At 51.0% G+C, this 15678-nt stretch carries 12 protein-coding genes; 2 read left to right on the top strand and 10 right to left on the bottom strand.

What is annotated here, in order from left to right; genetic code table 11:
• Window positions 1–10: 10 nt before the first annotated feature.
• The 10 genes from VIS48_15990 to VIS48_15945 form a co-directional block, all read right to left on the bottom strand.
• Window positions 11–1291 carry a DUF4861 family protein gene (locus VIS48_15990; GenBank protein HEY9167656.1) on the bottom strand — a complete coding sequence of 427 codons (1281 nt, stop codon included), beginning with the start codon at window positions 1289–1291 and terminating at the stop codon, window positions 11–13.
• Between the two features lie 499 nt (window positions 1292–1790).
• Window positions 1791–2771 (bottom strand): ADP-glyceromanno-heptose 6-epimerase, encoded by a 981-nt coding sequence (gene rfaD, locus VIS48_15985; protein HEY9167655.1) that lies wholly within the window; start codon window positions 2769–2771, stop codon window positions 1791–1793.
• A 31-nt stretch (window positions 2772–2802) separates the two neighbouring features.
• Window positions 2803–3900: a DNA-processing protein DprA gene (gene dprA, locus VIS48_15980; GenBank protein ID HEY9167654.1), complete on the bottom strand. Its 1098-nt coding sequence runs from the start codon at window positions 3898–3900 to the stop codon at window positions 2803–2805.
• Window positions 3901–3959: 59 nt separating this feature from the next.
• Complete coding sequence (locus tag VIS48_15975; GenBank protein ID HEY9167653.1) at window positions 3960–5078, bottom strand: hybrid sensor histidine kinase/response regulator; 1119 nt, start codon at window positions 5076–5078, stop codon at window positions 3960–3962.
• Entirely contained in the window at window positions 5054–10003 is a 4950-nt protein-coding gene (locus tag VIS48_15970) for a PAS domain S-box protein (GenBank protein HEY9167652.1), read from the bottom strand. The genes VIS48_15975 and VIS48_15970 overlap by 25 nt, the downstream gene beginning before the upstream one ends.
• Complete coding sequence (locus VIS48_15965) at window positions 9990–10370, bottom strand: response regulator (protein HEY9167651.1); 381 nt, start codon at window positions 10368–10370, stop codon at window positions 9990–9992. The genes VIS48_15970 and VIS48_15965 overlap by 14 nt, the downstream gene beginning before the upstream one ends.
• Window positions 10370–11725: a phosphoglucosamine mutase gene (glmM, locus tag VIS48_15960; protein HEY9167650.1), complete on the bottom strand. Its 1356-nt coding sequence runs from the start codon at window positions 11723–11725 to the stop codon at window positions 10370–10372. Before glmM ends, VIS48_15965 begins: the two co-directional genes overlap by 1 nt.
• Window positions 11722–12234 (bottom strand): GNAT family N-acetyltransferase, encoded by a 513-nt coding sequence (locus VIS48_15955; GenBank protein ID HEY9167649.1) that lies wholly within the window; start codon window positions 12232–12234, stop codon window positions 11722–11724. The genes glmM and VIS48_15955 overlap by 4 nt, the downstream gene beginning before the upstream one ends.
• Window positions 12194–12982 (bottom strand): type III pantothenate kinase, encoded by a 789-nt coding sequence (locus VIS48_15950; protein ID HEY9167648.1) that lies wholly within the window; start codon window positions 12980–12982, stop codon window positions 12194–12196. Before VIS48_15950 ends, VIS48_15955 begins: the two co-directional genes overlap by 41 nt.
• Window positions 12982–13725 (bottom strand): biotin--[acetyl-CoA-carboxylase] ligase, encoded by a 744-nt coding sequence (locus VIS48_15945; protein HEY9167647.1) that lies wholly within the window; start codon window positions 13723–13725, stop codon window positions 12982–12984. The genes VIS48_15950 and VIS48_15945 overlap by 1 nt, the downstream gene beginning before the upstream one ends.
• A 293-nt stretch (window positions 13726–14018) precedes the next feature.
• On the opposite strand from VIS48_15945, the gene VIS48_15940 reads away from it, so the two are divergent.
• Together VIS48_15940 and VIS48_15935 are read left to right on the top strand one after the other, a co-directional pair.
• Window positions 14019–14552, top strand: coding sequence for a hypothetical protein (locus VIS48_15940; protein HEY9167646.1), 534 nt, complete (start codon window positions 14019–14021; stop codon window positions 14550–14552).
• A 165-nt stretch (window positions 14553–14717) separates the two neighbouring features.
• Window positions 14718–15557, top strand: a complete 840-nt coding sequence (locus tag VIS48_15935; protein ID HEY9167645.1) for an alpha/beta fold hydrolase — start codon at window positions 14718–14720, stop codon at window positions 15555–15557.
• Window positions 15558–15678 lie beyond the last annotated feature (121 nt).

Here is a 15678-nt window from a genome sequence, read left to right as displayed (position 1 = left end):
TGTTATCATCTCAATAACGAATCTCCACGGGTTTCCCCAAAATTGCTCTCTCATTCTCTAAAAAAGCTCGAAAGGTCCGGATGTCCTTGATGCCTCCGGGTTCTTTCTCCCATGCAGCTCCGAAGTAATATTCCAGATTCCCGCCGGAGGCACGCAACACAACGATATGACTAAGTGAATCGCCTGTCAGTCTGATAACGTCAGCTTGCTTGTAGAAGATTGCAGTGCCGAGATTATCTCCTGCAAGGCTCTGCTTTCCATAGAGCGCGATATATGACCATTGCTTGCCGGTGTCGCCGGAGGATGTCGTGAAGATGCAGTCGGCGTGCCTGGCAAGACCTGTGCACATCTCGGCATCTTTACCGTGCAGCGACAGGGCAACATTCGTCAGCCTGCTTCCTGCAGATATAGAATACACCGTCGTGAGTTCATAGCTCTTGCTCCCAACATGCCAGTCGGAATACTCGGTACGTACTGCTGAACGGATCGGTCCGTCCTCCCGGATGAAACATCTCACCCGGGAGACATTGCTCACAGTTACCGCACCCGAATCGTTCCACATCGCGACGGATCCTATTCCCAACGATTCGCCGACCTTGAATATGTCCATTCCCCAATCGAGCATTCTTGAATAGGACTCCTTGCTATCGGACACCAGATCGTTTACTCCGATCCTTTGCAGTACCATATCGCCTGTCGTTTTTCCGAATATGTCGGTCCTGTTCCTTGAATCGAGATAAAACCTGTATACGATCCACTTCAATTCCCATCCCGGACCTTCTATCCTGTAAAGCGCATCGTGTGCGAAGTGGTCAGCCGGTACGGTTGTCGAATCCACAGTTCTGAATTCTCCGCGAGTATAGTAGCCCCCCACTTTGTCATAATCTACCTTCATTCCCAACTGGGCCTGAGTCTGGAGCGGATAATTTCTAAATTTTCTTCCGGTGGGATAGTAACGAATAATGAATTTTTTCGTTTCGTTCGGGCCAAAAGAACTTGCGATAAGTATCCTGCCCGCTTTCCCGTCGAGATTCGAATCCGCAACCTGACTCGCGATTTCTTTTCCACGATACGTGATGAAGAAATTGTATTCGTTGAAATCAGGATGACGCGTCTTGAAATCTGAGAGATTGATTTTCAATAATTGATCTACCCTTTGGAGAGACGATGTGTTTATAACGGTTACCACCGCAGTCAAGTAATTTTTGTCGGCGTCCCCGGATCGATCTTGCCGCAGCCCCCATGTCAGCGCGACAACTAAGAGAATCAGGAATGAAGAAACAAGTTTCATCAGGAAGAAAGAGTTCCTTTCCTCATACGAAATGAAACAACCGTTCGCGAAATCGTCCGCCTCGCCTTCGCCGGATACCCGGCAAACAGAACCGGACAGTTGAAGTCGTCAGCTTATAGGTTTATTCATTTGCCGTCGGAGATCGCGGCGAATCGAACAGCAGATCAGAGTTGCGGCACACCTGCCGCCAATTGACATAAGCAGCAGAGCCGAGGTCAGTTTCAGGGGAACATATTCCGTCCGGCGCATTGGCACCGACCCTAAATCGTGTGATAACAGCCAACCCTTTCCCTGACAACGAATTACGGAATCATCCAGCAGTACCAAATTTCTCAGCCTCGCCTCACTTGACCGATAACTTAAACGATAACTTCAACGAACTTAAAATATGCCTCGAATCTGGAATTGTCAAGTCCCTGAGCATGTAAAACGCATGAATTTTCGGAGGGGCCAGCGATACTGCGGAGAGGGTTAGTTGGCCGGTCTTGTCGTACTGCCCCTACTCGCCCAATCTTTTCCCCTGAAGGAGGTACTCCCTAATATATTCAACTACCGAATCCGCAAATGGCGTAATCGGTTTCTTGTATCCGGACTTTCGCAGCTTAGAGATATCAGCACAAGTGTAGTACTGATATTTGTTTCTCATCTTCTCCGGCATCTCGATGTAGCGGATTTCGGGATCGATACGCAGCGCGGAGAATATCGCACGCGCGAGGTTGTTCCACGAGTTCGGTTTGCCGCTCCCGACGTTGAAGATGCCCGAGGCGGTCCGCTTCTCAAGCAAATGCAGCGTCATGTCTACCGCATCCTTCACATAAATGAAATCGCGGAGCTGCTCCCCGTCGGCATAATCGCTGCGGTAAGACTTAAACAGACTCATATGCCCTGCTACACGAATCTGTTCGAACGCCTTTAGAACCACCGACCTCATGTCTCCTTTGTGAAACTCGTTTGGACCGTAGACATTGAAGAATTTGACTCCGGCAAAACGATTCAAGAGACCTTTCTTCCGACACCAGACATCGAACATCTGTTTTGAGTATCCGTACATATTGAGAGGCCGCAACGCGGCAAGGTTCTTCTCGTCGTCCTTGAAGCCATTGCTTCCGTCACCGTACGTCGCGGCGCTCGATGCATATACCAGCCTTGCCTTTTTCTTCAGCGCAAATTGTGCAACAAGCTTACTGTACTCGAAATTATTCCTGGCAAGATAGGAAGCGTCCACCTCCGTGGTAGCCGAACACGCACCCATATGGACGATACCGTCAATTTTTCCGAACTCGTTCGCGGACCCGGTGCGAATCTTCGCTTCAAAAGCATCCTTCTCCAGGTAATCCGAAAAACTGAGCGGGCTAAGGTTCTTCCATTTTTCCGTCGTCCCGAGATGATCAACTACAATTATTTTCTCCTCACCGAGCTGGTTCAGCTTCCAGACAATGCCGCTCCCGATGAAACCCGCACCTCCTGTAACGATAATCATTTTTAATTTGCTCCAGTCGTTATATCGCAAGTCATAATATTTTTACAAAATATTTCCCCGGAAGTTGTTTCACAACTCCCTTCAGCTCCAGTCCGAGCAGCTGAACGAGTAAATCTGAAGTCGAAATCCCGCTCTTCTCCGATAATGCATCGATCTGCTGGCCTTCATCTGTGAGAAGGTCGAATATCTTTTGCTCAAAAAGAGACAGCTGAATTTTCGAAGCGACCTTCGGTTGTTCCCGGAGAATAGGCTTCAATTTATACCGCAGCTCCTCCACGACATCCGCAACGCTTTCTACCAGCTTCGCCTTGCTTTCCCTGATGAGTTTATTCGTTCCTCTGCTCTTTTTTTCAAATATGTTGCCTGGAACTGCGAAGACCTCACGGTTCTGATCCAGCGCTGTGCCGGCAGTGATCATTGCACCGCCGTCGACATCTGTTTCGATCAGGATCGACCCGAGTGAAATCCCGCTTATGATCCTGTTCCTCTTCGGAAAGTTGACCGCATCAGGTTTCGAACCCATATAGTACTCGGATATCACGGCACCGTGCATCATCATCTGCTCGGCGAGTTTCTTGTTCTCGCCGGGATAGATCACATCGACTCCACTGCCAAGGACCGCGATCGTTCTTCCTCCCGATCGGACGGCGGTACTATGAGCGATTGTATCGATGCCGCGCGCGAGACCCGAGACGATGGTGATCCCCTGTTCCGCAAGGTCCGCGGAGAATTTTTCCGCGGCATGCTTTCCGTATGTCGTGGGATTCCTCGTTCCCACGATTGCGATCGAATACCTGTCCGCCGCGGAGAGGGTGCCGCGTACGAAAAGCATCACGGGAGGATCGTAGATTCTCTTAAGATTCTCAGGATACTCCTTGTCCCAGAAAGTGACTAACCTCGCCTCAGCCTTGTTGAGCCTGGAAAGCTGCAGTTGGACCTCATTGTCGAAGTTCCTGTTCGAGAGTATCTTCCTCGCGACGCTCCTGTCGATTCCTTCAACAGCCGTAAGTTCTCTTTCGCTCGCGGCGAGCACAGACTTGGGGTCGCCAAAATGGCTTACAAGTATGCGGAGTCGTGCTGCACCCACACCCGGTACCATGGACAAGCCAAGGAGCGACCACACATCCATCACACAGTCACCTTCTTCTGACCCTCCTGATTATTCCGACTTCCGATAATTTTTGGCGGTTAAATCTGTCCTACCGGGATGACGACCGTAAACTTTGTCCCTTTTCCCAATGTGGATTCGACAAAAACCTTCCCGCCATGGGCTTCAGTAACTCGCTTAACGATCGTCAACCCAAGCCCTGTCCCTTTCTTGCCGCTGCTGGCCGCACTCTTGGCCTGCCGATACCTGTCGAATATCATAGGAATTTCTTCGGCCGAAATTCCGACGCCGCTGTCCTCGACATCAAGGGCGGCGTAATCGCCTTTTAACTCCGGTATCTCATCTTCAAAATGTTTTACGTAGGTCCTGACGATGACGCTCCCGTCTTTCGGAGTGAACTTTATCGCGTTGCTCACCAGGTTCGTAACCACCTGGTCGATCTTCCCGCTGTCGAATTCGCACATCGGGATCGAATGATCCTGCTCAACTTTAAGGTTGACGGTTTTGTCACGCGCAAGTATTTTCAGCCGCGCGACTGCCGAGGATACCGATGCATTGAAGTCATTCGGCTGCTTGTTAAGCTGAAGTTTGCCCGCCTCAAGTTTTGCCACGTCGAGAATGTCATTTATCAACCCCAGCATTTTCTGGGACGTTTCCAGAGCCGATTTCAGGAACTCCTTCATCTCGGGCGGGTTCTGATCGAACTCTCCGTTCACACCGAGCTCCAGCACACCTATGATAACAGAAAGCGGGCTGCGCAAGTCGTGTACCAGCATCGATTGAAAATCCGCTTTCAGTTGTTCGATCTCGTGCTCGGCCTTCACGACGCGGAGGATCGAGCGGACCCTGGCAATTAATTCATCCTGGTCGATCGGTTTCGTCAGGTATTCATCGGCGCCGAGGGAAAAACCCTCCTCGATGCTTTTCGCGTCCTTCGAATTAGCAGTGAGGATGATTACGGCAATGTCCTTGGTTAATTCGTTTTCCCTGAGATGTTTGAGCGTTTCGAACCCGTTCATTTCCGGCATTGCGACATCAAGTATGATAAGATCGGGATGATCCTTCGAGCTTTTCGCCAGACATTCCTTTCCGCTCGAGGCACATGAAACCTCAAAGCCCTGTCTCTTCAAGAGTTTATCGAGAAGGACCAGATTGTCCGGCGCGTCATCTACCGCTAGGACTTTTTGCCGTTCTTCCATTTCTTCCTTTGAATGAATTTGTTTACCTCCCGCAATATTATCTCGCGGGTCAGTCCTTCTTTCTGGACAATATCCTTGATCTTCGAAGTAAGAAGTGCCCGCTCCTCCTGCGTGACCTCCTTGGCGGTGAGGACTACAATCGGAACCTCCCTCAACTTCTCGTCTTCAGACATCTGGCGGACTACCTCGAATCCGTCCATCTCCGGCATCAGGAGGTCAAGGAAAACGAGGGAGGGGATTTTCTTGTGAAGAAAATTAATAGCCTCGATGCCGTTTCGGGCTGTATTGATAGTGAAGCTGCTCTTTTCAAGAAGGCTTCCGAGGAACTGAGTGAAGTCCTCGTTGTCGTCGACAACAAGTATCTCTCCGCCGGATGTACCGGTATAGCTCCTGACGAGAGATATGATCTTCGCGGGTTCCACTGGTTTAACAAGATACGATTCGGCGCCGAGCGACACAGCAAGCGCCTTGTTATCCACTACGGTGTGAATAACCACCGGTATCTCTTTCAGGTCCTGATCAGATTTCAGCTCCTGCAGAATTTGCCATCCATCTTTGTTCGGCATCATAATGTCGAGTGTTACCAGTACCGGCCTGTATTGTCTGATGACGTCGATCGCTTTCCTTGAATCATTAACTCCGAAAAATTCGAATCCTTCGGCAACGAGGTGGTTCTTCAGGAGCAGGAGAACTTCCGTGTCGTCGTCCACGCAAACTACCAGGTTGTTTCCCTGTGTGCGGGCGCTCGGAGTCGGCGTTACCTCAACTTTCTTCTCCGGCGCCGTCTTCTCCTGAGCTTTGTATGTCACCGGGACAGTGAGAGTGAAAGTCGATCCCTTTCCGACCTCGCTTTGAACCGTCAGGTCACCGCCCAGAAGCCGGGAGAGTTTCCTGGAAATTGCCAGACCAAGGCCTGTGCCCCCGTGTTTCCTCGTGTTCGAGCCGTCGACTTGTCTGAATTCCTCGAACACTACCTCAAGAAACGCCGGCGGTATTCCGGTGCCGGTATCCTCCACTGCTAGCGAAATGATATTACCGCCGAGAAGTTTGACCACCACTTTTATGTGTCCCTGATCCGTAAATTTCGCCGCATTGCTGAGAAGATTGAGAACGATCTGCTTTATCCTTGCAGAGTCGGAGAAAATCGGTGTCACACTTTCATCTATCTCGCTCAGAAGTTTGACCGGCTTCTCGCCGACAAGAGGTTCCACTGTAGTAAGTGCATCGTTGACGATCGCGTCGATATTGAATTCCTCCGGCGTAATTGTAATTCGTCCCGCTTCAATTTTCGAAAGGTCGAGGATGTCATTAATGAGTGCCAGCAGGTTCTTTGCGTTTCTGAGGACTATTTCCAGTCCTTCTTTCTGTTCGCCTGTAGGCGGCTGCAGATCGTCTGTCAGGATGAGATTCGTGAATCCGATTATCGAATTCAAGGGGGTACGAAGCTCGTGGCTCATATTTGCGAGGAACTGGCTCTTCAGCCTGCTCGCCTCTTCAAGCTGCTGGTTTGCCTGTACGAGCTGCGCGTTCGCCTCTTCGACCCAGATTTTGGAAATGCGCAGCTGCTCGTTCGAATCTTCGAGTTCGCCGGATTTTTCCAAAATGTCTGAATACAGGATTGCGTTTTCCACCGCGCCGCCGACTACTCGCGCGATCATCATAAAAAATTCCTTATCACTCTGCGAAAAAGTCGAACGTTCCTTTGTTGCCGCGACCAGCAGCCCGTGCGCCTTGCGGGTGCCCATGATCGGCACCAGAACGGCAGACGACACCATCTCATTCGACATCACCTTGAAGAGCGGTGCGGATTCTGAAGCGATATCGGCATAGACTTCGGCGTCGTTCTGACTGACGAGTCGCTGGAATAGGTCGTCTCCGGAAGAAAGGCTCTTGATTCCCGGATCCTTTTCAAGCGAACGGCTGAAGCCGAGAGACGCAACAAGTTCGAGCGCGCTGGCATCTTCGCGCATGAGGTATACGGCAGCGGCAGAGACATCCTCGAATTCAAGGAGACGCGCGAGACTTTTGTTGAAGATTTCGAGAACGTCCAGGGCGTCCTTCACCGCAAGCGCTGTCCGGTTGATAACCGAGAGCCGCCGGTTCTGTTTCTTTATCGCAAGCTCATTTTGTTTCTGTTCCGTTATGTCTCTGTTGATCGATACGCTTCCTGTCGGATTGCCCGCTGAGTCTCTGACCTGCGCTATCGACGAACCCACGTAGAGCCTCTTGCCGTCCTTCGAATAGTTCACTCCCTCACCGCGCCACAGTCCGCTCTTAAGCAACTCGGCATCCACCATCTCGCGCGTTTGGCCCGTGATGTCCGACTGTGTTACCTTGTCGGAGTTTAACCCGATCACCTCTTCGGACTTCCAGCCGTACAATCTCTCTGCGGCCGGATTCCACGATGTGATTTTGCCTTTTTGGTCCGACGCTATAATCGCGTCGTTCACTTCTTTGAGAAGCATAGCCTGGTAGGCGATCCGCTCTTCCGCGCGCTTGCGTTCCGTGATATTACTGAAGATCGCCACCGCACCCGTGATATTACCTGTGGCATCCAGGAGCGGCGACGCGCTGAGTGAAAGTACGCTTTCCGCTCCATGCCGGACCACGATGAACTCGAAGCTCCTGACATTTTGGCCGTCAACAGCGGCGAGCTTAATCGGGTTCTCCTCGTCTTTCAGTGGTGACGCATCCAGTTTCCTGATCCCGAAGGTGTCTTCATATTTTCCAAACACGACATCCGGGACTTCATTTATAGCCAGGATTTCTTTGCCACCGCCGTTGATGAGAAGGATCCTCCCTTCCCGATCGACAAGCGCGATTCCCTCGGCGGCACCGGCGAAAATTTTCTCCAGCTGGTCGGCCTGCTCGGCGACTTTACCACCGAGTTTGAGTCTCTGAATCCCCGCCGCAAGTTCAGCGGCCGCCACTTCCGCCAGCTCGATCTCATATCTTATTCCGCCGGCAGACGTCATCGTAACGTATTGCATCACGCCGATAAGTTCGCCGGAGCTTACGAGAGGCACGCTGATAAAGCCCTTCGCGTCGCGGAAGTAGGACTCGGCCTCACCCTCAGCGACTCCCCCTTCTTCAGGCGACCTGGAAATGACGGTCTTGCATGTTTTTGCCGCCCGGGCAGCATCGCTTTCCGGTTCCAGCTCCAATTCCTGAATGACCGGGATACTCGGCTTCCTGCCTTGAATATCAAACTGCGCGGCGAGTTCAAGCAACACATTATCTTCATCGTAGGAATAGAGAATCACAAATGGCGAGCCGAGTATCTCCGCAAAGAGCTCGCCTGAGGACCGTGCCAGCACATCAACTTTCCCGCTTGACAGAGCAAGCTGTGTAATTCTATATGCCGCCTCTTTCTTCCTCTCCGTCCACTTCTTATCCGTAATGTCCTCGCATATGCCGACGAGAGCTATGATATTTCCTTCGGAGTCCTTGATGGAACTTGTGTTAAGCGAGATATAATATTCAGACCCGTCTTTCCTTCGGTTGAGTACTTCGCCTTTCCAGCTCCCGTTCCGGATCGTTTGGACGTATATATCTTTAGCCCGGTCAAAGCCGTAAGTCGGTGAAACGATCGCCCACAAGCTGCGGGACGGAAGCTCTTCGAGCGAATAGCCGAAGAGTCTTTCTGCCGCTGTGTTCAGGTACGTGACCTGGCCGTCAGAATTGGTCAGTGCGATTGCCTCGTCGGTATTCTCGACCGCAGCGCTGAGTACCTGGTTATGATGCTCCAGCTGTTTTCGTCGAGTGATGTCGCGGAAGACGGTGATCCTTCCGATTCTCTTCCCTTCGATAATTATCGAAGTGGAATTCAAAAGTGTTTCGAGCTTTTGGCCAGCCCTGGTAATTACAACGAGTTCAAATTCACTGCGGATGCCGGCGTCGACAAGCCGCCCGTATTCTTCAACTTTCTGGCGCTCGGCTGGATCGTATAAGTCGAATATCAGCTTGCCCTTTATATCTTCGAGGGGATAGCCAAAGTCTTTCTCGAATGCGGGATTCACATAGACCGTGACACCGGCCTCGTCAATTATCCTGACCGGATCGGGGACTTTTTCAAGGTAGATCTGGTATTTCAAAAGCTCCTGATTTGCCGCCTTGAGCCGGACGGAATTGCGCACGTACTCAGTGAAGATCTGCCCTACGTCGACGAGGCTTCCGACAGCTCCTACCGCATAGGCGAGGATAGACAGTCCAACGTGCGCGGCGGAAGCGGTGTCGGTGATATCCGTAGAAAAGGATCCGACGATCCCTGCAAGAGTCAACAGGAAGAGTGTAATACTGATCGTGTAATTGAACAGCGTTCGGTACTGAAGATAGTTTCTGCACTCACCGACGAAGGATATAAGGAACAGAGCTGAGGCAAGAAGCGTGAGCGGTCTCAAGTTTCCCGGTGAAAATTCCCCGCCGCCAAGTTTGCTGTAGTGTGAGAACAGGAGCACGACGAAGACAAGGGCGGCCGCGATCCCGACACCGGAAAGGACATCGAAGAGGGTCGATTTTTGTTTCGGGAATATCCATACCAGCAGTGTGCCTACCGCGAGAATGAGCGCCAGAAGAAATCGTCCACCCTGCCAAGTCGCAAGCTGAAAATAGAAAGCTTGTTGTCCACCGCCGAAAACTCCCAGGTCCGCCACAATCACGCCGGCGATTCTCACGAAGCCGCCGACCAGAAACGCGAACGCGATAAACTCCAGCAGTCTTTCTTTGAGAACAATGTATCTGGTAAAAGCGAACAACGAGATCGCCACAGATATCATGTTCGAAATGACGATAGAATCGATCAGGAGATCGGAGGAAAGTCTGGCGTGGCTCACGCGCGCGACATACACCAGCAGTATCGAGAACGCCCATGCACCACCCACGCCAATGCCGAGGGAAAGAAGGCCTTTACTCTTATTTTCTTTCATCCAGGAATCTTCTCATGGTTTCAACTAGTAGGGCAGCGTCTACGGGCTTCGTGATATACTCATTGCATCCAGCCTGCATCGCCTTTTCCCTGTCTCCCATCATAGCCTGCGCGGTCACAGCAATTACAGGTATATCCTTCGTTGACGCACCGGCTTTCAAAGCAGCAGCAGTTTCGTAGCCGTCCATCCCCGGCATTTTCATATCAAGCAGAATCATCTCGGGCGATCTCTCGTTGGCCAGCCTCAAAACTTCCTCGCCGCTCTGTGTTTCAATGATCTCCAGCTCCATTCCCGACCGCCGCAGTATTCGTCTAATCAACAAGATGTTGTCGGCATTATCGTCAGCTAAAAGGATCAGACGCGGCATCAAATCTTCTCGACAAATTTCACGACCTCAGCCGCGTGCTGCTCCGCTTCCTTTCTTGTCGCAGCCTCGGCAATCACCCTGATAATCGGCTCGGTGTTTGACTTCCTCAAATGAATCCAAAAATCCGGCGCGTCAATTTTCAATCCGTCTTCGGTGTTGAGTTTGAACCTGGAATATCGCTCCTTGATCGCCTTAATAATCTTTTCCGGTTTCTTCTTTCCGAGATCGATTCTCTTTTTCACGATCTCGAAGTGAGGCAGCGACTCTTTGAGCGCCGATAAAGTCCCGCCGAATTCGAGGAGATGCTGGAGTGTCAACGCAATTCCCACAAGCGCGTCGCGCCCGTAGTGGACCTCCGGGAGTATCACGCCTCCGCTCCCTTCACCGCCGACGACGGCGCCCGCCCTTTTCATTTTCTTCACGACGTTTATCTCGCCGACCGGGGAACGAAGGACTTTTCCTCCTAGACTTTCCGCGATCACATCGACCGCTCTCGTGGTCGAAAGATTGACAACCGCGATCCTTTCTTCCGCCCGCACTTTCTCGAAGACAAACTTCGTCGCCTGGGCTATGGTATACTCCTCACTGAAGGGCTCACCTTTTTCAGTGATGAGAACCAGCCGGTCGACATCCGGGTCGACTACTATTCCGAGGTGGGCTTTCTCTCCTCTGACCCTGGCCATCACTTCAGTCAGGTTTTCCGGAATAGGTTCCGGCTTCCTGGGAAACCAGCCGCTGCCATCACAGTTCAGTTTGGTTACGATACATCCGAGCTCACGGAGTAGCTCCGGAACTACAAACGAACCGGCAGCGTTAACGCAATCCACTACCACGCGGAAATGCCTCTTGCGTATCGCTTCCACATCGACCGCCTTTATCGCGAGCACTCTGCGCACGTGGTCGCGAAGGAAGAAGTCGTTGTGCTCTATAGTCCCCGTAGATTTGAAACCCGCGTATTTAGGTTTCTCCCCGGCAAATTTCCAGAGTCTCTTGTTTTCTTCCGCGTCGAGGAAAACACCGTCCCCGTTTATGAATTTAAGACCATTCCACTCTGCAGGATTGTGGCTCGCAGTGACAGCAACACCTCCGACAGCGTCCGAATGCTCGGCCGCAAGTTGGACTGTCGGCGTCGGGCAAATTCCGATGTCGACCACGTTGCAGCCGTCAGCCGCAAGAGTGCCGGCAAGGATCTCTGCAAGCATTTCGCCGTGGTACCTTCCGTCTCTCCCGACAACAATTTTCCCGCCGCCGGAGAACCGGGCGAAAGCGTTCGCATACTTTATCACCGTCTCCGGTATAAGAGATTCGCCAACTACCCCCCGCAGCCCCGAAATGCTCACTATGAGTTCGCTCATCTCTTCCTTTTGCCTGTAATTAGCTTTGAATACTGCACAAGCTTCTTACTCGGAGTATAGCCATGCGCCTTCAGAAAAGTATGCACGCTCGAGTTATAAATGTACGCACTCATTAAAATATACTCGACCTTCTCCTCTTTAGCCAACTCCTCGACTTTGTTGAGCAGAGCGCCGCCGACCCCCTTCCGGCGCCAGTCCTTTCGGACCACGGAGTAAGGAAGATAAAAATAATTTTCGGATTTGTAGACCGTGATATATCCGACCACCTCGCCCTCAGATTCGGCGACCAGCATAAGTGCGCCATAAGGCTTTACAAAGTGGACGAAGTCTTCAACTTTCATTTTCTGTCGCGGGTAGTTCTCGATCTCGCTGACACCTCTGCTCATCTTTACGACCGCGTCCAGATCGGCCATCTTCGCCCGACGAATGACAAGGCCTTTCAACTTCGACCCGGAATTTTTCAAACCGTCAGCGCGCTGACTTTCCGATCTTTTTATAGTTCGATTCATAGATTATTCTTACTCCTTCAAGGACGAGAGCCGGCTCGATCTTATCGATTATCGACGATTGTGAAGCAACCATCTTGGCAAACCCTCCTGTAGCGATGACCTTCGCATGGCTCCCGATCGAAGCTCTTATCCGTTTTACCATGCCTTCCATCGAATCAACGACACCGAACATGATTCCGCTTTGCATACTCGCCACCGTGGTTTTCCCGATTGCCGTTTCGGGAAATCTCAATTCGATCCGGGGAAGTTTAGCAGCCCGCCTCTGCAGGTCCCCCGCTGCCGTTTCGACGCCTGGTGCGATAGCTCCTCCGAGGTACGTTCCATCCGCCGACACGACATCGTAAGTAGTCGCAGTCCCGAAATCAAGAATTATCAGAGGGCCGCCATATTTCAGGTAGCCCGCCACAGCATCGCATATCCTGTCGCTCCCGACAGCTTTAGGTTCGTCGTATTCAATCCTGATCCCCAGCTCAAGGTCCGGCCCAATCACCAACGGCTCGCACTTGAAGTATTTGCGCGACATTCTGACGAGAATGTCGGTGAGATTCGGGACCACAGACGAGATGCCGACGCCCTCGATCTTTTTGCTTCCCACTCCATGGTGATTCAAAAGAGAAAGAACAACCATCCCGAACTCGTCTTCAGTGCGCACAAGCTCGCTTGCCACTCTGTAGTCATGCTTGAGCTTCTTCCTATCATACACGCCAAATTGCGTATGAGTGTTGCCGACATCGATGCATAACAGCATTATTGTATTCCTCCTCCGATTGTGATTTCACCCGCCGTAAATTTTCTGATTCCATCCGGAGTACTGATCATTATCGCGCCGTCATCGCTTATTTCCTCGCAAACTCCTTCGATAGATCTATCCACGAGCTTCAGAGTTACTTTGCGACCGATCATGTTCGCGCCTTCGCGCCATTTCTTCATGATTGAATAGAAATCCCTTTCCCTGAGAGTATCATAAATGGAAGAAAAGTTATTAAGCACCGCGAACAGTAGCTCATCCCTGTCACACAGTTTTCCGGAGCTAAGCAGGATAGAAGTCGCGCGGCCGGCGATTTCCGATGGAAATTGTTTCTGATTCACATTTATTCCGATACCCGCGACGACGAACGAAATCTTTCCCGCGTTGAAACTCGACTCCAGGAGTATTCCCGATGTCTTCTTGGAATCTATAAGTATGTCATTGGGCCATTTGTATGCAGGTTTGATCTGAGCAATTGATTCGATTGCTCCTCCCACAGCAAGCGCGGAGGCGAACGTAAGAATAAAGATCTCATCGCTTGCAAGGAAATCAGGCCTGAGCAAAAGCGAGAAGAGAAGGTTTGACAACGGTTCAGACTCCCATCTCCTGCCGAATCTCCCTTTCCCTCCGGATTGCTCATCCGCGAGAACGACCGTCCCCTCAGGAAAGCCCTCTTCGCCGAGTCCCATTAGGTAAGAGTTTGTCGAATCGATCCGGTCGAACCGATATATTTCATAGTTCAAGCTGATAGGTAAATTTATAGTTGAGACGTTTTAAAGGAAAGAGTCTCTGAGATAGCTTCCGTGTATCACGATAAGCGCGGCATCACATTTTCTTGAAAATAGTTCTTGCATTTCACTGGGAAATAGGAAAAATTTAGCTAACTTTAGATCGAGTGCGGCAGAATAATGAAGCGTTCACTGGTGTTTTCACCTCATGACACCCTCCGAATTGGGTGCCGATGCTGCATCCAGTCTTTGTTCGGCATTTATTCATGCGAGCCTAAACATAGATAAACCAAACAAAGGAGAGAATCATGCTTCGTAAACTTTCCGCTTTGCTACTGGTTGGAATGATGGTAGCGTTTTTCACTTCGACTGCTAGTGCGCAGTTCGAATATGGTAAGAACTACGCCGGCGTTCATGTCGGCCTCAGCGGCGTCGGAAGTGCGCTCACACTTGGCCTCGATTACGAGCGCGGAATTACGAATCCAGGAGAAGTAGGCCCTGGTATTATCGGTATAGGCGGATTGTTTGATTACTATCACTACAGCGAAGATTTCGGCGGGTTTGGGGGAGGCTGGACATACATCGACTTCGGCGTGTCCGGAATGTACCACTTCGTTCTCGATAACAAGAAGTGGGATCCGTTTCTCGGATTGGTCCTTGGCTACGAAATCGCTTCGTGGTCATGGAGCGGCATTTCAGGACTGTACAGCCCTACCGCGGGAGGATTCACCCTCGGTGGCAGCGCCGGAATCAGATATTTCCTCAGTGACAACTGGGCACTGCAAGCAAGAGTCGGATTTGGATTTTACATTTTCGCAGTCGGCGTAGATTACAAATTCTAATCACGCTTTCGTATTAAGTTGCTCCGGCCGTCCTGCTCGAAAGGACGGCCTTTTTTGTTTGATCGAATCGATCTAAAATCATCCAATGACTAATTCAAACATGATCGCGCCCGAATGATCGTCGTCCTGATATTACTAATCGCAGCGGCGATTGGTGCTCTTTTAATGATACGGAGCATCGGGGCTAGAATGCTCCTTATGCCCGACAAGAGGCAGCCTGAGTACTACCACGAGAAATTCGGGTTCAGTCATCCGTCTCAAATAGGATTGAGGTATGCCGACCAGACTCTTCTGACGAGCGATGGGTTTAAGCTCTCGTATTGGAAAGTCGAAAACCCTAACTGCAGTCGCGCTGAAGGAGCGATAATTTATCTTCACGGAATTACGGACTCAAAGGTCAGCGGACTCAACTACGCAAAAGAACTTTCGAAATTCTGCATGAGAGTATATCTGATCGATATGCGCCGGCACGGTGACAGCGAGGGAAGATTTTGCACGTACGGCTACTATGAGAAGCACGATGTCGCGAAACTCATCGACGTCATCAAACAGGAAGATCCCGGTATCACCATATCTCTTCTCGGTAACTCGATGGGGGCAGCGATCGCAATCCAGACAGCGGCAATTGATAAAAGGATCGGTAAGGTTATCGCCGTCGCACCATTCTACGATTTGTTCACGATCGCTCTCGACCAACAATTTCGTCATCTTGGAATAAGGAACCGGACTCTTCTGCGTCTTGTGCTTCAAAAAGCGGAACGGCTCGCGAATTTCAAAGCCTCAGAGGTTTCACCTGCGCGCGATATGGGAAGTGTGGAGGCTCCTGTCTTGATTGTTCACGGCGAAGATGACAGGACGATCAAGAAAGAATATTCACAGAGACTTTCCGGGTTGAACGGCAGATCGCGTTTGTTGACGATTCCTAATGCAGGGCACAAAGATGTTCTGGAGAGAGGGGGACAAGAATACGTCAGGGATCTGATAGCTTTTTTGAAATCCCCCTAAAAAAGAAACCCGCCCTGGGCAAGGGCGGGTAGAAGGAGGCATTCTAGGTAGGTCCTTCTTTGAGTGCTGGCTACTATTTTAGACGAATAGAGATCCGATTTGTTACATTCGGTCGAGGGAA

It is taken from the genome of Candidatus Kryptoniota bacterium, assembly GCA_036567965.1.
Classification (GTDB): domain Bacteria; phylum Bacteroidota; class Ignavibacteria; order Kryptoniales; family JAKASW01; genus JAKASW01.
Note: the sequence above shows the minus strand (reverse complement) of the source record. Positions and strands in the feature narration are given on the sequence as shown.